This is a genomic window from Salipiger marinus, from assembly GCF_035481585.1.
Lineage (GTDB): Bacteria > Pseudomonadota > Alphaproteobacteria > Rhodobacterales > Rhodobacteraceae > Salipiger > Salipiger marinus.
This window is the reverse complement of sequence record NZ_JAYKSL010000022.1, coordinates 5,368-24,165: the sequence shown is the minus strand read 5'-3', so window position 1 is coordinate 24,165 and position 18,798 is coordinate 5,368. Positions and strand designations below refer to the sequence as shown.

Below are 18,798 nucleotides of genomic sequence, written 5' to 3'. Positions count from 1 at the left end.
AGCTCAGTCGCGACCGCCACAGCGCCGCAGCAGATGCGGGGCGCCGCCAATCTCGGCCAGCACCGCAGCCCGGTCGGGAACAGGCGCCAGCAGCGACACGTCACCTTCGGGCACCGGCACGGGCAGCAGCGCCTGCCCGTCCTCGCTGAGCCAGACCGACTCCTCGCCCTGAAACACCAGCAGGTCATCCGCCGCCATCAGATGCTGCGGCTGGCTGCCATCGGGGGCGATCACCGGCTCTGCCGCGTCGGCCCCCTGCCAGCGCCAGACCCCGCCGCCCACCAGAAAGATGCCCGCGCCGGTCTGCAGCACCTCGGGCATCGCGTCGGGGAAGGTTTCGCCCAGCCCCGGCATGCCGATCAGCGTGCGCCCGTCAAAAAGCGCCATGCGGCTGCCGCGGCGGATCATCACCCCCGCCCCCAGCGGGCGCAGCGTGTAGCGCGCGGGCACCGGCAATATGTTCGGATCCCGGTCCGGGTTGGGCTGGGCTTCTGCAGGGCCGCCGGGCACCGGCCACGCGCCATCGCGGGTGACCATGCGCAGCGCGGGGGCGCTTTCGAACCAGCCCGCATCCAGACCCGGCGCCATCAGTTCGATCAGCACCCGCCCCTGCCCGGCCTGCGCCACGCCGTGATCCTGCACCATGTATTGCGACAGAAATTCCGGCCTTGGCCCCGACATGTCAAAAACCAGCACCGCCACGTCGATCTGCAGCACCGCCAGCCCGCTGTCCTGATCGTGGTAGACCCGCGGCACCACGTCTTCGGGCAGGGTCTCGCGCCATGTCTGCACGGTGCTGATGCGTTCCCAGTCGGCGGCGCCGTCATGGCGCAGCCACAGCGCGCCATCCTGCAGCGCCATCCATGCGCGCAGCGCGGTCAGATAGCGCACCGGGCCAAAATCGGCGGCATAGGCGCCGGGCAGACCATCGGCGCGCAGCGCCAGCGGCGAGGCGGTCCAGCCGCTGCTGTCCCATTCCAGAAGCCGCGCGCCGTCGCGGGCAAAGATGCGCGCCGTCACCGGATCAACCCAGAGCGGCGCATAAGGCGTGTCCAGCAGCACGGTATAGCGGTCGGTCTCTGCCGCGCGGGTCAGCACCCGGCTGCCGCCCTGCTGCGGCAGGATCAGGAAATGCCGCCCGTCGGCGGTATTGGTGACGCGGGCCTGCGCATTGCCGCTGCCCAGCCACGGCCAGCGCACCAGCCGGTCGCCGCGCAGCACCAGCGGCGCGCCACCCGCGTCATGGATCAGGATGTCCGGCCCGCCTTCCAGCGACTGGGTGCGGACCACCCCGCCTGCGGAGGCGCCCGCCACCGGCACGGCGCAGCCTTCCAGCGCCTGAGCGGCCGACACGGCTTCGGACAGAAACAGTGCGGCCAGAAGCAGGGCAGTCCCCCGCATCAGCCGCGCAGCGTGCCGCCGGTCGCCTTGGCGACCTTTTCGACGATCTTGGCCGCCACCGCCTCGATGTCCTTTTCGGTCAGGGTGGCGCCCGCAGGCTGCAGGCGGACGCTGATCGCCAGCGACTTCTTGCCCTCGCCCAGACTGCCGCCGACAAATTCGTCGAAGACGCGCACATCCTCGATCAGCGCCTTGTCGGCACCGGCGGCGGCATTCACCAGATCCAGCGCGGCCACCTGCGCATCCACCACGAAGGCGAAATCACGCTCCACCGGCTGCAGCCCGTTCAGCACCAGCGGCGCACGCGCCCCGCCAGAGCTGCGCGGCAGCGGGATGTCTTCGGGATACAGGGTGAAGGCCACGGCGGGGCCCTTCACGTCCAGCGCCTTCAGCACCTTGGGGTGCAGTTCGCCGAACACGCCCAGCACCTTTTTCGGGCCAAGGCACAGCTTGCCGTGCCGCCCCGGATGCCACCAGCTTTCGGCGCCGCGCAGGATCTGCATCCGCGCGGGGGCGCCCATGGCCGCCAGCAGCGCCTCGGCATCGGCCTTGGCATCGAACAGATCCACCGCGCGGGCCGCGCCATGCACATCCTTCGGGCCGGTGCGGCCCACCAGCAGGCCGCTGATCTGCAGCGTCTGCTCGCCGGGCTCGCCGCCATGGAAGGCGGCCCCCACCTCGAACAGCGCCAGATCGGCGAAGCCGCGCGCCTGATTGCGCGCCGCCGCCCGCAAAAGCCCCGGCAGCAGCGAGGGGCGCATATGCGACAGGTCGGCGCTGATCGGATTGGCCAGCATCGTGGCATCGGACCCGCCGCCGAACAGCTCCGCCGCCTCGCGGTCGACAAAGCTGTAGGTCACGCATTCGTTGTAGCCCAGTTCCGCCGTGGTGCGCCGGGCGATCTGCTCGCGCTTCTGCAGCGGCTGCAGGATGGGCTTCGGCACGCCCGCCTGCGCGCGCGGCATCGGCTGGCCGCGCAGCTTGGTCAGCGAGGCGACGCGCGCCACCTCTTCCACCAGATCGGCCTCTCCCATCACGTCGGGGCGCCAGCTGGGCACATGGGCCATGTCGCCCTCCAGCGTGAAGCCAAGCGCGGTCAGCGTGGCGCGCTGCTCCTCGGCGGGAATCTCCATCCCGACAAGGCTCACCACGCGGTCGGTATCCAGCCGGTAGGCGCGGGCCACATCAGGCTCCTGCCCGGCCTTCACCACTTCCGACGCCTCGCCGCCCGCGATCTCTAGGATCATGGCGGTCGCGGCCTCGATGCCCCCCGCAGCGGAGAGCGGATCAACCCCGCGCTCGAACCGGTAGCGGGCATCGGAATTGATCTTCAGCGCGCGACCGGTAAAGGCGGTGCGGATCGGATCGAACCATGCCGCTTCAAGGAACACGTTGACGGTGGTGTCGTCCACGCCGGTTGTCTCGCCGCCCATCACGCCGCCAAGGCTCTGCACACCGCGATCGTCGGAAATGACCACCATGCCGGGCTGCAGGGTGTAGCTGCGCTCGTCCAGCGCCTCCAGCACCTCGCCGCCGGTGGCGCGGTGCACGCGCAGCGCGCCCGTCACCTTGTCGGCGTCAAAGACATGCAGCGGGCGGTTGCGGTCGAAGGTGAAATAATTGGTCACGTCCACAAGGAACGAGATCGGGCGCAGCCCGATGGCTTTCAGCCGGTCCTGCAGCCAGCGCGGCGAGGGCCCGTTCTTCACGCCCCGGATCAGGCGGCCATAGAACACCGGGCAGGCGTCCCGCGTGTCTTCGTCGATGGTCACGTCCAGCGGCGAGGCGAAGCTGCCCGGCACCACCGGCACCGTCACCGGCTTCACCCGGCCCAGACCGCGCGCCGCCAGATCGCGGGCGATGCCTTCGATCCCCAGCGCATCGGGACGGTTGGGGGTGATGGCGATCTCGATCACCGGATCGACCTTGGCGGGCTGGTTCCGCGCCAGCCAGTCGGTGAAGCGCTCGCCCACCTCGCCCGAAGGCAGTTCGATGATGCCGTCATGCTCGTCCGACAGCTCCATCTCGCGTTCGGAGCACATCATGCCATGGCTTTCGATGCCGCGAATCTTGCCCACCTGAATCGTGGTGTCGATGCCGGGCACATAGGTGCCGGGCTTGGCCACCACCACGGTGATGCCTTCGCGCGCATTGGGGGCGCCGCAGATGATCTGCGACTCGCCCGTGTCGGTCAGCACGGTGCAGACCCGCAGCTTGTCCGCATCGGGATGCTTTTCCGCCTTCAGCACCTTGCCGATGGTAAAGGCGCTCAGACGGTCGGCGGGGTTTTCGATCCCCTCGACCTCAAGCCCCAGATCGGTCAGCGTCTCGGCGATCTCCGAAACGGAAGCGGAGGTGTCGAGGTGGTCTTTCAACCAGGAAAGCGTGAATTTCATTTCTGGGCGCCCGGCATGGTTTCGCTTGGGCTTGGCTCTTAGCGGAATGAGACGGAAGGGGAAAGGGGCGGCAGTGAACGACCGCGCCCCGCCCCTGCCCGGTCAGGCCATCACGCAGGCCTCGTCAAAGCCCAGCCTCGGCAGCCGGTCGAACAGCTTTTCGGGGTCGCCATAACCCAGATTGATCAGGAAATTGGCCTTCCACGTCGTGCCCGCCAGAAACTCCGCCTCCAGCATCTCGACATCGAAGCCCGACATCGGCCCGCAGTCGAGCCCCAGCGCCCGCGCGGCAAGGATCAGATAGCCGCCCTGCAGCGTGCTGTTGCGGAACGCGGTTTCGGCCACCTTCTCCGGCGATCCGGTAAACCATGACCGCGCATCGGCATGGGGGAACAGCGCGGGCAGCTTTTCGTAAAACTCCATGTCCTGACAGACGATGACCGTGACCGGGGCCGCCATGGTCTTGGCCAGATTGCCCTTGGACAGCGCGGGCGCCAGCCGCGCCTTGCCCTCGGGGGTGCGCACGAAGATCAGCCTTGCGGGCGAACAGTTGGCAGAGGTCGGGCCCATCTTCACCAGATCGTAAAGCCGGTGCAGCAGATCCTCGGGCACGGGGCGGTCCTGCCAGCCGTTATGGGTGCGCGCTGCGGTGAACAGCGCGGCCAGTGCCGCATCCGGCACGGCGGTGCCGCTGGGGTGGTCCGTCATGGTATTGTCCTTCCTTCGGGGTCAGGCGGGGTCGGTTCCCCTGTGTAGATCGGACCGGCGCGCGGTTTCCAGATGCTGCGCCAGATCGGCGATCAGATCCTCGGCGCCGCGCTGCCCCATGATCTGCACCGACAGCGGCCCGTCAGCGGTCTGCGCCACCGGCAGGGTCAGCACCGGCAGCCCCAGAAGCGAGGCCGGACGGGTAAGCCCGGTCATCCCGGCGATCATCGTCGCGATCTCCGCGCCCTTGGCCCCGGCAAGCGCCGCCGCCTGCGGCGCCACATCGGCCAGTCCGGGCAGGATCACCAGATCGGCGGCGGCAAAGATCTCCGCCTTGGCGCGGGCGATGGCGATCTGGCGGATCTGGCGGGCGCGCAGATAGGCCTGCGCCGGAATGCCCGCCGCCTGACAGAGCCGCGCGCGCACCTCGGGGCCGTAGCTGTCGGGCGCGGCGCGCAGCCGGTCGGCATGCACCGTCGCCGCCTCGGAAATCGCGATGACATTGGCGGGCTCCGCCAGATGCGCGAGCCAGCCCATGTCCAGCGCCACCACCTCGTGCCCCTGCGCCCGCAGCTGCTGGCGCAGGTCGGCCAGCGCCGCGCGCATCCGCGCCGACACGCCCTCGGTCAGGCTGCTGTCGTCAAAGGCCAGCCGCAGCCTGCCCGTTGGCTGTGACGTGGCGCGGGTGCGGCCCGCGCTCAGCACCGACAGCACCCGCCGCGCGCAGTCCACCGACGCCGCCAGCGGCCCCACCACATCCTGCGTCCAGCTCAGCGGCATCGCCCCGGCCAGCGGCACCAGCCCCGGCGAGGGCTTGAACCCCACCACCCCGGTGCAGGCGGCGGGAATGCGGATCGATCCGCCGGTATCCGACCCCAGCGCCGCGGGCACCAGCCCCATGGCCACCGCCACGCCCGACCCGGAGGAGGAACCGCCCGGCACGCCCCCCGGCACCGCCGGGTTGACCGGCATGCCGTGGTGATGGTTCTGCCCGGTGGGGCCCATGGCGAATTCCGACATCTGCAGCCGCCCGAAATCCACCGCCCCCGCCGCATCAAGCCGCGCCAGCACCTCGGCGGTGCGCTCCGCCCGGCGCTGCGCGTCGGGATGGGCGCCAAAGCCCACCACGGAACCGGCCCGGTCGAACATGTCTTTATGCGCCAGCGGCACGCCGCAAAGCGGCCCCGCAGCCCCCTCCTGCCGGGCGCGGTCGGCGGCGCGGGCCTGATCGAAGGCGCAGTCCCATTCCAGCCGCGCGACCGGAGCCTGCGCCCCCGCCGCCGCGACCCGGGCCTGCACCTCTTCCAGCAGCGCGACGGCGGTGGTCTCTGCCCGCTCCAGACGGGACAGGATCGCGGCGATGGTCATGCCCCGCCCTCCCCGCCAAAGGGATCGGTGCTGGCCAGCGCCGCCTGCGGCCCCCCGGACAGCAGCGGGTTGGCAAAGATGCCACGCTCCACCCGGGCGCGCTGGTCCCGCGCGATGGCGCGCTCCTCCTCGGTGGGCGCCCGTCCCAGCAGCGCCGCGATTTCTTGGTCCATGACAGGGCTCCTGTGACGGGCCACCCCGCATGGCGGCCTCCGGCGCAGGCTTGCCGAAGCGGCGGGGGGCGGCCAGCCCCGCACCGCCAGAACCGCGCGGCAGACCGAAACTGCCGCCTGACTGCTCAGCCTGCTGCCCCGATGCCAAGGAATTAGACAGCCGCATGGCCGCCGCCATGGCCACAATCACGGTCCGGGCGCGATGCCCTCTGGACGACACCCGGCCCACCCTGCATTCATGGGGCAGAACAGATCCAGCCGCAGCCCCGCGGCGTATCCCTGACGGCGACCCCCGGGCATGACCCTCTCGCGACGCCGGGGCACCGCCCGGCCCCCGGATGCACAGGGACCGAAGGAAAGGACAAGCTCATGACCCCCAATGACTTCAAATCCGGAATGCGCCGCCTTGCGGCGGGCGTGTCGCTGGTGACCGTGGCCACCGCAGAGGGACGGCACGGGCTGATCGCCACGGCGGTGACCTCGCTCAGCGCCGAACCGCCCAGCCTGCTGATCTGCGTCAACGCCTCCGCCTCGATCCACGAACATCTGCGCGGCGCGCCGGCCTTCTGCATCAACGTGCTGTCGCGCAGCCAGCAGGCGGTGGCGGAACGCTTCGCCCAGCCCCGCGACCGGCACACCCGCTTCGAGCTTGGCGACTGGACCGAACTGGAAACCGGCGCCCCCGCCCTGCGCGGCGCACAGGTCAGCTTTGACTGCCGCCCGGCCCAGACCGTCAGCTTCGGCACCCATACCATCTTCATCGGCGAGGTGGTGGCGGTCACCGACTGGTCCAGCCCCGCCGATCCGCTGCTCTATCACGAAGGCCGGTTTCAGGCGCTGCCGCGCTCCGAACCCGCCTGAACCCCCACGCAACTGCCGGGATGGGGCGCCGCAGGACGCGCGCCGCGTCCTGCGCGGCGGGGCGGGCCTCGATGGCCCGGCCCGCCGCCCTCGGCCAAAGCGCTCAGCGCGGCGTGAACCGGTCCAGCGGGATCTTCAGATAGCGGCGCCCATCCGCCTCCGGCTCGGGCAGCCGTCCGCCACGGATGTTCACCTGCAGCGCCGCCAGCATCAGCTTCGGCAGCGGCAGCGTGGCGTCCCGCGCGTCGCGCACCCGCCGGAAGTCCGCCTCCGAAGGCGCATCCTTCAGATGGATGTTCCGCGCCTTGTGCTCGGCCACCGTCGCCATGCAGGCCGCCTCGCGCCCCTCTGGCGCATAGTCATGCCCCACATAAAGCCGCGTCTGGTCGGGCAGGGCCAGAATCCTCTGCAGGCTCCGATACAGCGCCGCCGAACTGCCGCCGGGGAAATCCGCCCGGCTGGTGCCGCTGTCGGGCATCATCAGCGTGTCATGCACAAAGGCCGCGTCCCCCGCCACATAGCTGACCGAGGCCAGCGTATGGCCGGGGCAGAACAGCACCCGCACCGGGATTTCGCCCACATGAAACACCTCGTCATCCGCCAGCAGGATGTCCCATTGCGAGCCATCCACCGGTAGGTCGGGCAGATGATAGATCTCCTGCCAGAGCTTCTGCACCTCCACCACCTTTTCGCCGATGGCGCGCGGCGCCCCCAGCTTTTCGGACAGCCAGACCGCGGCAGAGAAATGGTCGGCATGGGGATGCGTGTCGAGGATATGGGTGATCTCCAGCCCCGCCTCCTGCACATGGTCCAGAATGGCCTGCGCGTTGCCGGTGCCGGTGGCGCCGGACAGGATGTCGAAATCCAGCACCGGGTCGACAATGGCCCCCTTGCGCGTCACGGGGTCGTGAAAGACGTATTGCCAGCTTCCGGTCGGCTGGTCCCAGAATGCCTTAACCTCGGGATGGGCGGTCATCTTGTCCTCCTTGTCATGGAAAAGGGGCCGCGCTGCAGCCCCTTTCCACGCCTCACATGCGTAAATCACTATATATGTTCCGCAGGCGGAATGTCACCCCCCGCGACAGCGATCACGCCTCTTTTGCCACGGCCTGAGCGCGCAGCCGCTTGCGGCCAAAGAGCTTCTGCACCACCACGAAGAACAGCGGCACGAAGACCACGCCCAGCACGGTGCCGGTGATGGTCCCGCCCAGCACCGCCGAGCCCACGGCAGTCCGGCCCCCGGCGCCCGCCCCTGCGGACAGCACCAGCGGCACCACCCCCAGCGAGAAAGCCAGCGAGGTCATGATGATCGGGCGGAAGCGCTGCCGCGCCGCCTCTCTCACCGCCACCAGCAGATCCTCGCCCGCCTCGAAACGTTCTCGGGCAAACTCGACGATGAGGATGGCGTTCTTGCCGGTCAGGCCGATCACGGTCAGCAGACCCACCTGGAAGAACACGCCGTTTTCGAAGCCGAACCAGTAGGCCGCGCCCATGGTGCCCAGCACGCCGATCGGCATGGCCAGCATCACCGACAGCGGGATGATCCAGCTTTCATAAAGCGCGGCAAGGCACAGGAAGATCGCCGCCAGCGACAGCGCATAAAGCAGCGGCGCCTGCCCGCCGGAATCGCGTTCCTCCAGCGAGAGGCCGGTCCATGCAATGGAATAGCCCGGTGGCAGTTCGCCCACCAGCCGCTCCATCTCGGCCATCGCCTCGCCCGTCGTCACGCCCGCTGCGGGCGAGCCCTGAATCTGCATCGACGGCACGCCGTTATAGCGGCTCAGACCCTGCGGCCCGTAGGTCCAGCTTTCCTGCGTGAAGTTGGCGAAGGGCACGAGATCGCCCGTGGCATTGCGCACCCGCCACTTCTGCAGATCCGACGGCGTGGCGCGGCTGTCCGGTTCGCCCTGCACATAGACCCGCTTGATGCGCCCGTTGTCGTTGAAATCGTTCACATAGGATCCGGCCCATGCGACCGACAGCAGGTTGCCCACATCGGTGGGGGTCACCCCCACCGCGCCCGCCGCGCGCCAGTCGATGTCCAGATTGAACTGCGCGGCATCTTCCAGACCCGAAGGCCGGGCAGAGCTGATCAGCTCGCTCTGCGCCGCCATGCCCAGAAGCTGGTTGCGGGCGTCCAGCAGCTGCTCATGCGTCTGGCCCCCCTGCGCCTGCAGGTAGAAGTCGAAGCCGGACACGTTGCCCAGTTCGATCACTGCGGGCGGCACGATGGGGAACACCATGGCATCGCGGATCTGGCTGAAGGCGCCAAAGGCCCGGCCCGCCACCGCCTGCACGCTTTGATCGGGGTTGGTGCGCTCTTCCCAGTCTTTCATCCGCACGAAGGCCAGACCCATGTTCTGCCCCTGCCCGGCGAAGGAGAAGCCGACCACGCCGAACACCGATTCCACATTCGCGGCCTCGTTCTGCAGGAAATGCTGCTCCACCTGTTCGACGACTTCCTGCGTGCGTTCGGCGGTGGCGCCGGTGGGCGCCTGAATCAGCGTCATCAGGATGCCCTGATCCTCGTTCGGCAGAAAGCCCGAGGGGGTGTTGTTGAACAGGAACACCATGCCGTAGCCAAGCGCCAGATAGACCACCATCATGCGCAGCGGGCGCTTGATGACCGCGCCCACGGTCCCGGCATAGCCGCCGGTCAGCTTGTCAAAACCGGTGTTGAACCAGCCCACCGGGCCGCGCCGCGTCTGGTGCCCGTGCTTGGGCTTCAGCAGCGTCGCGCACAGGGCGGGCGTCAGGGTCAGCGCCACGACCACCGACAGGCCCATGGCCGACACGATGGTGATGGAGAACTGCCGGTAGATGACCCCGGTGGAACCGCCGAAGAACGCCATCGGCACGAACACCGCCGACAGCACCAGCGCGATGCCCACCAGCGCGCCGGTGATCTGGCCCATGGATTTGCGCGTGGCCTCGCGCGGGGACAGGCCCTCTTCCTCCATGATGCGTTCGACGTTTTCCACCACCACGATGGCGTCATCGACCAGCAGGCCGATGGCCAGAACCATGGCCAGCATGGTCAGCGTGTTGATGGTGAACCCGGCGAGGCCCAGAATGGCGAAGGTGCCAAGGATGACCACCGGGACCGCCAGCGTGGGAATGATCGTCGCCCGCAGGTTCTGCAGGAACAGCAGCATCACGAAGAACACCAGAATGATGGCTTCGATCAGCGTCTTCTGCACCTCGTGGATCGAGATTTCGATGAAGGGCGTGGTGTCATAGGGAATGACGTAGCTGACGCCTTCGGGGAAGAATTCGGCATATTCCGCCAGACGTTCCTTCACCCGCTCCGCCGTTTCCAGCGCATTGGCGCCAGAGGCCAGCTGCAGCGCCAGACCGGAGGAGGGATTGCCGTTGAACCGCGCGATGGTCGCGTAGTTTTCGGCCCCGACTTCCACCCGCGCCACATCCTGCAGCAGCACCAGACCGCCATCGGTTTCCGACCGCAGCACGATGTTTTCAAAGTCTTCCGGGGTGGTCAGCAGCGACTGCGCGGTGATCGTGGCGTTGAGCTGCTGTCCCGCCGGAGCGGGCAGCGTGCCGAAGGCCCCCGCCGAGATCTGCGCGTTCTGCGCCGAGACCGCGTTCACCACATCCGAGGGCGTCATCTCGAAGGCGGCAAGTTTGGACGGATCAAGCCAGATGCGCATGGCGTATTGCGCGCCAAACACCTGCGCGCCGCCCACGCCCTCGATACGGCTGAATTCGTCCACAAGGTTGGAGTTCAGGTAATCCGACAGGTCAGCCTGATCCAGCCGCCCGTCTTCGGAGATCAGCGCGATCACCATCATGAAGGACGAGGAGGCCTTTTCCACCGTCACGCCCTGCCGCTGCACCGCTTCGGGCAGCAGCGCCGTGGCCTGTGACAGCTTGTTCTGCACCTGCACCTGCGCCACGTCGGGATCGGTGCCGGATTCGAAGGTCAGCGTGATGGAGGCCGTCCCCGCCGAGGTCGAGGACGAGGACATGTAGCGCATCCCGTCAAGCCCGGTCATCTGCTGTTCGATGATCTGGGTGACGGTATTGGCCACGGTTTCCGCCGAGGCGCCGGGATACTGGGCGCTGACCCGCACCGAGGGCGGCGCGATCTGCGGATATTGCGCGATCGGCAGGGTCAGCAAGGACAATACCCCGACCCCCATCAGCAGAATGGAGATCACCCAGGCAAAGACCGGGCGGTCAATAAAGAAACGTGCCATGGTTCAAGTCCTTGCGGGTAAAATCATTCGGTGGCGGCAGTGGCGGTTTCCGCCTCTGCTGCGCGTTCTTCGGGCGTGACGGTCATCCCGGCAGACACTTTCTGGAAACCCGCCACGATCACGCGGTCGCCTGCGGCGAGACCTTCGGTCACCACCCAGTCGTTGCCCTGATCGCGCTGCACGGTCAGTTCGCGCGATTCCACGGTGTTTTCCGCCGTCACGACCATGGACAGCGGGCGGCCACGGCGGTCGCGCATCACGCCTTCCTGCGGCACCAGCACGGCATCCTGCACGGTGCCCTGCGGCAGTTCCACCTGCACATACATGCCGGGCAGCAGGAATTCATCGGGATTGGGGAATTCCAGCCGCAGCACGACCACGCCGGTCTGTTCGTTCACATGCGGCTCGGCAGCGGCAAGGCGGCCGGTATGTTCATAGGCCACGCCATCGGCCAGACGCAGGGTCACGATGCTGCCTTCCTCGGCGGCCACGGCCTGCCCCGACCGGCGCCAGCGCAGCAGTTCCGCCGCCGACTGCGTCACGTCCACATTCACGGTCTCAATGGCGCGGATGGTGGTCAGCGGCGTCGCCTGACCGGAGGTGACCAGCGCCCCCTGCGTCGCCTGGCTTAGCCCGGCCACGCCCGACAGCGGCGCGCGGATGGTGGTGCGGTCCAGATCGATTTCTGCCGCCAGCACATTGGCCTCGGCCACCTTCACGGCGGCGGCGGCGACATCGCGCGTGGCCAGCGCATCGTCCAGCGTCTGCTGGCTGGTGACAGAGCGCTGACGCAGCTCTTCCTGACGGGTGGCCTCGCGTTCGGCAGAGGCCAGCTGCGCCTGCGCCTGTGCCAGCGCGGCATCGGCGGCGGCTTTCGCCGCCTCGTAAGTGGCCGGATCGATGCGGTAAAGCGGATCGCCCTGCTGCACCGGCTTGCCTTCTTCGAACAGCCGTTCGACCACGATCCCGTTCACCTGCGGACGCACCTCCGCCACGGCGGAGGCGGCGACGCGGCCCGGCAGCGTGCTGGTCAGCGTGACATCGGAGGCTTCAAGCGTCACGACGGTGACGGCGGGCGGCGGGGCCTCTCCTCCCTGCTGGGCAAAGGCCGGTGCGGCAAAGGCGAAGCACAGGACGGCCAGCAGCCGCGGCAGGGTCGGAACGGGGCGGTTCGGCATGGAATGGCTCCGGAAACAGAGGAATGTGCATCTTGCATATCTATTGAGAGTCGCGATAAGGAAACCTAGAAGTTTTGTAAAGCGCCGTCGTGCCGCAGGTGCGAAATTTCCCGTCCGGCACGGACAGAAGGAGACACATGGCCGATTGCCCGCCCCCGAACGAGCCGCTGGCCGATCCCAAGTCAGAGACGCGCCGCCGTGGCCGTCCGGTGCAGATGGATCAGGAAACGCGCGAGGCCGTCGTGCTGAACGCCGCCGCCGAACTTCTGGCCTCGCACGGGCTGGCGGAGGCGAGCGTCGCCGCCATCGCCCGCAAGGCGGGGATGTCGAAACGCACCATCTACCAGATGTTCGACAGCCGGGAGGCGCTGCTGGGGGCCTGTCTGGCCCGCATCGGCCAGAGCCTGTTCCGGCCGCTGAGCGAAGAACACCGCACCAGCCCGCTGGAGGACCGGCTGCGCGTGCTGCTGACCTTCAGCGAGGATCACTGCCTGACCGATGCGCCGCTGGAACTGCTGCGCGCGGTGATCACCGAGGCGCCGACCTACCCGCAGCTGGCGCGCGGCATCCTTGACACCGGGCATTGCGCGCTGGCCCGGTTCATCAGTGCAGAGCTGCGCGCGGGCGTGGCCACGGGCGAACTCGACCTGCCCGTTGACCAGTGCGACGAGGCGGCGGAGATGCTGATGGACATGGCCTTTGGATCCATCCTTGAAAAGCTGCTGGATCCCGCCAGCCTGCCGCATTGCGCCGAAACAAAAGCGGCCCGGCGGGACCGGGCCATTGCACTGTTCCTGTCAGGGGCGCGGCCGCGCTAGGCCGCCGCGTCCCGCGTGTCAGGTCATTCGATGGCGATGTCGACGCGCTGGCTTTCGCCATCCGATCCGGGGATGCGCAGGAAGAACCGCCCGGGCTTGATCGCCACGAATTCGATCTCCATCACGCCTGCCTCGTCGAATTCGAGGCTTTCAAGGCCGAAGGGGCGGATTTCCAGCCCGTTCACCACCACCTCGTTGACCCAGATGGCGCGAAAGAAGCCGGGCCCCTCCAGCGCCAGTTCGCCGGTGCCGTCCGCCTCGATCTCCAGCTCGTAGACCATGCCGGATTTCAGCGTGATCGGCCCTTCGGCCAGCGGCTTGCCGACGCTCAGCGTGATGCCCGGCATCTCGCCCTTGTTCGAGCTGGACAGGATGCCCGCAAAGCCGAACTCATGCGCCTGCGCGGCGCCCCCCAATGCCAGCGTCGCGGCCAGCGCCCATGTGGTCAGTGTCTTCATGTCTGTCTTTCCTCCCTTGGACAGTTGATGCGCGGGATGTGACCTGCCCTCGGCTGGCGGCTGATCCCGCGCGGATGGTTCCCGGTTCAGTTCGGCGTGACGGCCACGCCCCAAGGCATCTGGCCCACCTGAATCGACTGCAGCGGCTTTTCGGCGGCCACGTCGATCACGGTCACGTCGTTGGAATTGCCGTTGGTGGTGATCAGGTATTTCTCGTCCGGCGTGAACGCCATCTGCCAGACGCGCTGGCCCACGATGATGTAATCCAGCACCTCAAGGCTTTCGCCGTCGATCACCGCCACGCGGTTGGCCGGCCCCAGCGCCACGAAGACGCGGCTGCCGTCTTGCGTGACCTTCACCCCCACCGGCTGCAGCCATTCCGGCAGCACGCCCGGCACCTCGAAGGTCAGTTTCTGCTTCATCGTCGGCGTGCCATCCTCGGCGATGTCGATCACGCTGACCGTGCCGCCGATTTCGGAACTGACGTAAAGCCGGGTGCCGTCGCTGGTATAGGTGGCATAGCGCGGGCGCTGGTCCACCAGCACGTTGTGCTTGATGTCGTAATCCGCCGTGGAAATGAAATGCGCCATGTTCGTGGTCTCGGACGTGTTGACCACAAAATCGGCGCGCGGGCTGACCGCCATGCCTTCGGGTTCCACCCCCACCGGGACCTCGGCCAGAACCGTGTGGGTTTCGGTATCGACCACGGTGACAAGGTTGTCATCCTCGTTGGCGATATAAAGCGGGTTGCCCGACGGGTGCAGCACGAACAGTTCCGGATCGGGCCCGGAGGGCAGCGTATAAAGCTCCTCATAGGTTTCGGTATCGAAGACCCGCACAAGGTCATCGTCAGACGCGCAGACATACAGCAGCTTGCCATCGGGGCTGATGGTGATGCCGCGCGGGCGGTTGCCGCCGTGGAATTCGGTCAGCACCGACCAGTCGGCGGTGTCGATCACCGAAATGGTGTTGCCCTTCTCGTTGGACACGAACACCTTGTTGGCAAGCGCAGGGCCGCTCAGGGCCAGAACCGCGCAGGCGGTGGTGGTCAGCAGTCGGATCATTTCTCTCTCCCGGTCAAAAAGATCAGTCAAAGGCAGTGCAGGCGGTCTCGGGCTGGTCACGCCCCATCGTGTCCAGCGGCGAGGTCTGGTGCAGGAACCCGTCCTGCGGCGAGACGCTGACGGTGATGCGCCCGTCAAACAGCAGGATGGGCTGGCGCAGCTGGCCGTTCCACGGGCGGAAGGTCACCTTCTGGCCCTTGAAGGCCGCCAGTTCGAACGCATCCCCCAGCGCATAGGCGCGCAGGGTGGCAATGTCGTCAGAGGCGGCGCGGGTCACCGTCTCGCCCACCACGCGCAGGGCCAGCCACGCCTGATAGTCCTCTTCGCGCACATACCGCCCGGTCAGCTTTTCGAAGCGGGTCTGGAACTGCGTGGCGCCCCATGCCTCGTGCGAGGCGTGAAAGCTGACCGGTCGCAGCCCCGCAGCGCCCATGACGGGACGCGGCGACCACAGATGGAACGGCAGATAGGGGGCAAACACGTCCGACGCGTCGGCGGCCACCACCACGTCATGCTCCTCTGCCTCCTGCATGAAGACCGGCAGGCGCTGCTGCACCAGCACATGCCCGCTGTCGGACCGGCGCGATCCGCCGGTATCCTCGAACTCGCGCTCTTCCGCCACGGTCAGGCCGAACTTGCGCGCGGCCTGACGATAGGCCTCGGCCACATCCTGATCCGCCGGATTGGACCCGTGGACAAGGAACCAGCGTTTCCAGCCCTTCCAGACCGAAAACTGCGCCACGGCATCGGCCAGCATCGCCTGCGAGGGCGCCACATGCAGCAGGTTGGCCCGGCACTGGTCCTCCCGCAGCGATTCCGCGGGGCTGCCCGCATTGATCACCAGCGCGTCCGGTCCGGCACGATCGGCAAGGCGCAGGGTGTCTTCGGCATTGGCAAGGATCACGAAGATCCGGATGCCCTCGGCGGCCAGACGGTCCAGCGCCGCCTCCGCCTCTTCCGGGGGCACGGCGACCGTCTCGTTCGCGAAGGTATGCCCCAGAAACTGTCCGGTGGTGGCGTTGTCTTCCACCGCCAGCATTGCGCCGGCAAAGCCCATATCCTCCGGCTTCAGATCGAAGCGGGAAATGGGCGCAAGTTGCGGATAATCGACCCGGATGACCGCGCTGCGGATATCAAGGGCCGATGCCGCGCCAGCGGCCAAAAGGACAAAAAGCCCCGCCGCCAGCATCCTCAGGATGCGTTCCACACTTTCCTCCCTTGTCCACCCTCGGTTGGCGGACATGCCGACAGGGTGCCAGACACCGGGGCAAAGTCAGAACACAGACTTAAGGCTGCATTGCCGCAACCGGCGCCGGGCGCGAGCATGATTGCATGAAACGCCCCCTCGCCCTTCTGCTGCTGATGCTGACCGCCCTGCCTGCGGCGGCACAGGACATGCTGAGCCCGGGAACCAAGGTCGCCTTTCTGGGCCTGACCTTTCTCGACACCTCCACAGAGGGCGCGTATTTCGGCGAAAATTCCGCAGAAACCACGCGAATTCAGCTGCTTGAGGATTTGGTGACCGACCGGTTCACCGCCGAGGGCATCACCCTTCTGGATCTGACCGCCGAGGCGGAGCGGCTGGAAGGCACGGTCAATCCCGCCAAATGTTATGGCTGCGACACCCGCATGGGCACGCGGCTTGGCGCCGACTTCGTGCTGGTGGGAGAGGTGCAGAAGGTGTCGAACCTGATCCTGTCCATGAACCTGCAGCTGCGCGACGTGGAGACCGGCGAGACGGTGATGGGGCGGGTGGTCGACATCCGGTCCAACACCGATGACAGCTGGACGCGCGGCATGCGCTACATCCTGAAAACCGCGTTCTTCAAGGAGGAGGAAGAATGAAAAGACGACTGCTGCTGATCGCGGGGGCGGCCTTGCTTGTGCCGGGCATGGCGCTGGCCCACGGCCCCACGCGGCAGAAAACCACCCTGACCACCGAGGTTGCGGCAGAGCCCGCCGCCGTCTGGGAGGTCATCGGCAATTTCCAGGACATGAGCTGGCATCCCGCCGTGGCCGCCACCGAAGGCGAGGGCGGCAACGAGATCGACGCCACCCGCGTGCTGCGCCTTGGCGCGGCGGACGGCCCCACGATTTCCGAGGTGCTGTATAAATACGATGCCGCCAAGATGACCTATTCCTACCGCATCACCGATGTGGCGGTGGAGGTGCTGCCGGTCACCAACTATTCCGCGCATCTGACGGTCAAGCCGCGCGAGGGCGGCGGATCGGTGGTGGAATGGCGCGGTGCCTTCTATCGCGGCTATCCCAACAATGACCCGCCGCCCGAACTGAACGACGAGGCGGCGATTGCCGCTGTCGATGCGGTGTATCAGGCCGGACTTGACGCGCTGGTCACGCGCTTTGGCGCGCCCTGACCTTGCCCTGATGCTGTGCCTTGCCCTTGCGGCGCCTGCCGCAGGGGACATCGCCTATGTCACCAACCAGAACGGATCCACGCTGAGCCTTGTGGATCTGCAAACCGCGTCGCAGGTGCGGCAGACGGCGCTGCCCGGGGAGCCTGCGGGCATCGCCGTGGTGCCGGGGGCGGTCTATACCGTCTCCGCCGGGACCAAGACGGTGCGGCGGCTTGATCCCGACACGCTGGCCGTGAGGGCCGAGACCGTGCTGGACGGCGGCCCGATCGGAATCGCGGTGGATGCGGCGCGGGGCCGGGTCTTTGTCTCTGACTGGTATGAGGCGCGGATCCGCGTGCTGGACGCGCAGACGCTGGCCCCCGTGACGGATCTTGCCACGGGGGCGGCCCCCGCCGGGCTGGATCTGTCCCCGGACGGGCGCTGGCTGGCCTCCGCCGACCGGGATGCCGACGCGGTATCGGTCTTTGATGCGCAGACGCTGGAGCTGCGGCACCGAGCAGGCGTCGGCACGCGGCCCTTCGGGCTGCGCTTCGCCCCGGACGGGCGGCTTTTTGTGGGCAATGTCGGCAGCAATGATGTCAGCGTGCTGGATGCGGATACGGGCGATCTGCTGGCCACGGTGCCGGTGGGCGACCGCCCCTATGGCGTGGCCTTTGCCCAAGGCGCCGCCTTTGTCAGCAATCAATACGCGGGCACGGTCAGCGTGCTGGATCTGGCCACGCTGGAGCAGCGGGCCGTGCTGACGGTGGGCGACTATCCCGAAGGCATCGACACCAGTGCCGATGGCAGCTTGGTGATCGTCGCCAACTGGTTCGACAATACGCTGAGCGTGATCGACGCCACCACGCTGGACGTCGTGCACGAGATCGAGGTGGGCGACGGTCCCCGTGCTTTTGGCCGTTTCATCCTGTCCGGAGGTTCCCCATGAAACGCTTCTGTCTTGCCGTGGCGCTGCTGGCCGCCGGTCCGGTGATGGCCGAGGATCCGGTCTGGCCCGGCATCGCCGCGCAGCTTTACGGTGACCGCCCGCTGCGCGACGGCGCCTCCGTCATCGCCATCGACGCGCCCTATCGCAGCGCCAATGATGCCCGCACCCAGATCGCGGCACAGGTCGTGGCGCCCGAGGGGCTGCAGATCGGGCAGATCGCGCTGGTGCTGGACAACAACCCCATGCCGGTTTCGGCGGTGTTGGCGCTGGCCGAGCCGCAGGCGCGGGTGTTTGTCGATGTCACGCTGCGCGTCAACGGGCCGACGCCGCTGCATGTGGTGGCCGAAACCAGCGACGGCCAGCTTTGGGTGGCGGAAAGCTTTGTCAAAACCTCGGGGCTGGGGGCCTGTTCGGCGCCGCCGGGCACCGATCCCGAGCTTGCGCTGGCCACGCTGGGCCAGATCGAGATCAGCGCGGGCGGCCCCCTGCCCGGCGATGCCACGGCCCGGCTGAGCGCCCTGACCTCTGGCGCGGGGGCGCAGAAACGGCTGGATGTGGCGCTGTCGCATCCCAGCCATTCCGGCATGCAGATGGATCAGGTGACGCTGCTGTTCACGCCCATGCGCTATGTCGAGCAGGTGCAGATCGATCTGGACGGCGCGCCTTATGCGACGGTGACGGGCAGCATTTCGCTGTCGGAAAATCCGGCGGTAAGCCTGTCGGTGCCCCGCGCCACGCGGCAGGTGGCGGTGACGATGCAGGACACCGACGGCACGGTGAGCCGCGCGCAGAAGGATCTGACCGAGTTCTGAGAGGGGTTTCGCTGCCTGCGGCAGCGACCGCCGGGGGG

The 18,798-nt window shown here is 67.7% G+C and carries 17 protein-coding genes; 6 read left to right on the top strand and 11 right to left on the bottom strand.

The window, feature by feature from the left end:
• Nucleotides 1-3: 3 nt before the first annotated feature.
• The 5 genes from VK682_RS21935 to VK682_RS21915 all read right to left on the bottom strand — a co-directional run bounded on the left by VK682_RS21935 (nucleotide 4) and on the right by VK682_RS21915 (nucleotide 6,046).
• Nucleotides 4-1,401, bottom strand: coding sequence for a hypothetical protein (locus VK682_RS21935; protein ID WP_324782549.1), 1,398 nt, complete (start codon nucleotides 1,399-1,401; stop codon nucleotides 4-6).
• Entirely contained in the window at nucleotides 1,401-3,797 is a 2,397-nt protein-coding gene (gene pheT / locus VK682_RS21930) for a phenylalanine--tRNA ligase subunit beta (RefSeq protein ID WP_230797675.1), read from the bottom strand. Before pheT ends, VK682_RS21935 begins: the two co-directional genes overlap by 1 nt.
• A gap of 102 nt (nucleotides 3,798-3,899) precedes the next feature.
• Nucleotides 3,900-4,505, bottom strand: a complete 606-nt coding sequence (locus VK682_RS21925) for a malonic semialdehyde reductase (RefSeq protein ID WP_230797676.1) — start codon at nucleotides 4,503-4,505, stop codon at nucleotides 3,900-3,902.
• A 21-nt stretch (nucleotides 4,506-4,526) separates the two neighbouring features.
• A complete protein-coding gene (locus VK682_RS21920) occupies nucleotides 4,527-5,873 on the bottom strand; it encodes an amidase (RefSeq protein WP_230797677.1) in 1,347 nt (448 codons plus the stop codon).
• Entirely contained in the window at nucleotides 5,870-6,046 is a 177-nt protein-coding gene (locus VK682_RS21915) for a hypothetical protein (protein ID WP_230797678.1), read from the bottom strand. The genes VK682_RS21920 and VK682_RS21915 overlap by 4 nt, the downstream gene beginning before the upstream one ends.
• A 369-nt stretch (nucleotides 6,047-6,415) precedes the next feature.
• Here VK682_RS21915 and VK682_RS21910 point away from each other — a divergent pair, with 369 nt between their 5' ends.
• Complete coding sequence (locus VK682_RS21910; protein ID WP_089850768.1) at nucleotides 6,416-6,907, top strand: flavin reductase family protein; 492 nt, start codon at nucleotides 6,416-6,418, stop codon at nucleotides 6,905-6,907.
• Between the two features lie 103 nt (nucleotides 6,908-7,010).
• Here VK682_RS21910 and VK682_RS21905 read toward each other — a convergent pair whose 3' ends face one another.
• From VK682_RS21905 to VK682_RS21895, 3 genes are all read right to left on the bottom strand, one after another.
• On the bottom strand, nucleotides 7,011-7,883 hold the full coding sequence (locus VK682_RS21905) for an MBL fold metallo-hydrolase (protein WP_230797679.1): 873 nt from the start codon (nucleotides 7,881-7,883) through the stop codon (nucleotides 7,011-7,013).
• Nucleotides 7,884-7,995: 112 nt separating this feature from the next.
• Nucleotides 7,996-11,124 (bottom strand): efflux RND transporter permease subunit, encoded by a 3,129-nt coding sequence (locus VK682_RS21900; RefSeq protein ID WP_230797680.1) that lies wholly within the window; start codon nucleotides 11,122-11,124, stop codon nucleotides 7,996-7,998.
• A 23-nt stretch (nucleotides 11,125-11,147) separates the two neighbouring features.
• Nucleotides 11,148-12,302, bottom strand: coding sequence for an efflux RND transporter periplasmic adaptor subunit (locus VK682_RS21895; RefSeq protein ID WP_230797681.1), 1,155 nt, complete (start codon nucleotides 12,300-12,302; stop codon nucleotides 11,148-11,150).
• Nucleotides 12,303-12,439: 137 nt separating this feature from the next.
• On the opposite strand from VK682_RS21895, the gene VK682_RS21890 reads away from it, so the two are divergent.
• Entirely contained in the window at nucleotides 12,440-13,120 is a 681-nt protein-coding gene (locus tag VK682_RS21890) for a TetR/AcrR family transcriptional regulator (protein ID WP_230797682.1), read from the top strand.
• A gap of 23 nt (nucleotides 13,121-13,143) precedes the next feature.
• On the opposite strand, the gene VK682_RS21885 is transcribed toward VK682_RS21890, so the two are convergent.
• The 3 genes from VK682_RS21885 to VK682_RS21875 all read right to left on the bottom strand — a co-directional run bounded on the left by VK682_RS21885 (nucleotide 13,144) and on the right by VK682_RS21875 (nucleotide 15,849).
• Nucleotides 13,144-13,578, bottom strand: a complete 435-nt coding sequence (locus VK682_RS21885) for a cupredoxin domain-containing protein (protein ID WP_089850759.1) — start codon at nucleotides 13,576-13,578, stop codon at nucleotides 13,144-13,146.
• Between the two features lie 86 nt (nucleotides 13,579-13,664).
• A complete protein-coding gene (locus VK682_RS21880) occupies nucleotides 13,665-14,642 on the bottom strand; it encodes a YVTN family beta-propeller repeat protein (RefSeq protein WP_230797683.1) in 978 nt (325 codons plus the stop codon).
• A 22-nt stretch (nucleotides 14,643-14,664) separates the two neighbouring features.
• Nucleotides 14,665-15,849 carry a lanthanide ABC transporter ABC transporter substrate-binding protein PedA1 gene (locus VK682_RS21875; RefSeq protein ID WP_380714683.1) on the bottom strand — a complete coding sequence of 395 codons (1,185 nt, stop codon included), beginning with the start codon at nucleotides 15,847-15,849 and terminating at the stop codon, nucleotides 14,665-14,667.
• Nucleotides 15,850-15,974: 125 nt separating this feature from the next.
• Here VK682_RS21875 and VK682_RS21870 point away from each other — a divergent pair, with 125 nt between their 5' ends.
• From VK682_RS21870 to VK682_RS21855, 4 genes are read left to right on the top strand one after another with little or no spacing between them, the layout of a single operon-like run.
• The gene (locus VK682_RS21870) at nucleotides 15,975-16,487 is read left to right on the top strand and encodes a DUF3280 domain-containing protein (protein WP_089850754.1); all 513 of its coding nucleotides are present in this window, start codon (nucleotides 15,975-15,977) and stop codon (nucleotides 16,485-16,487) included.
• On the top strand, nucleotides 16,484-17,020 hold the full coding sequence (locus tag VK682_RS21865; protein ID WP_089850752.1) for an SRPBCC family protein: 537 nt from the start codon (nucleotides 16,484-16,486) through the stop codon (nucleotides 17,018-17,020). The genes VK682_RS21870 and VK682_RS21865 overlap by 4 nt, the downstream gene beginning before the upstream one ends.
• Nucleotides 17,007-17,948 carry a YncE family protein gene (locus VK682_RS21860; RefSeq protein ID WP_324782548.1) on the top strand — a complete coding sequence of 314 codons (942 nt, stop codon included), beginning with the start codon at nucleotides 17,007-17,009 and terminating at the stop codon, nucleotides 17,946-17,948. The genes VK682_RS21865 and VK682_RS21860 overlap by 14 nt, the downstream gene beginning before the upstream one ends.
• Entirely contained in the window at nucleotides 17,945-18,760 is an 816-nt protein-coding gene (locus VK682_RS21855; protein WP_230797685.1) for a quinoprotein dehydrogenase-associated SoxYZ-like carrier, read from the top strand. Before VK682_RS21860 ends, VK682_RS21855 begins: the two co-directional genes overlap by 4 nt.
• Nucleotides 18,761-18,798 lie beyond the last annotated feature (38 nt).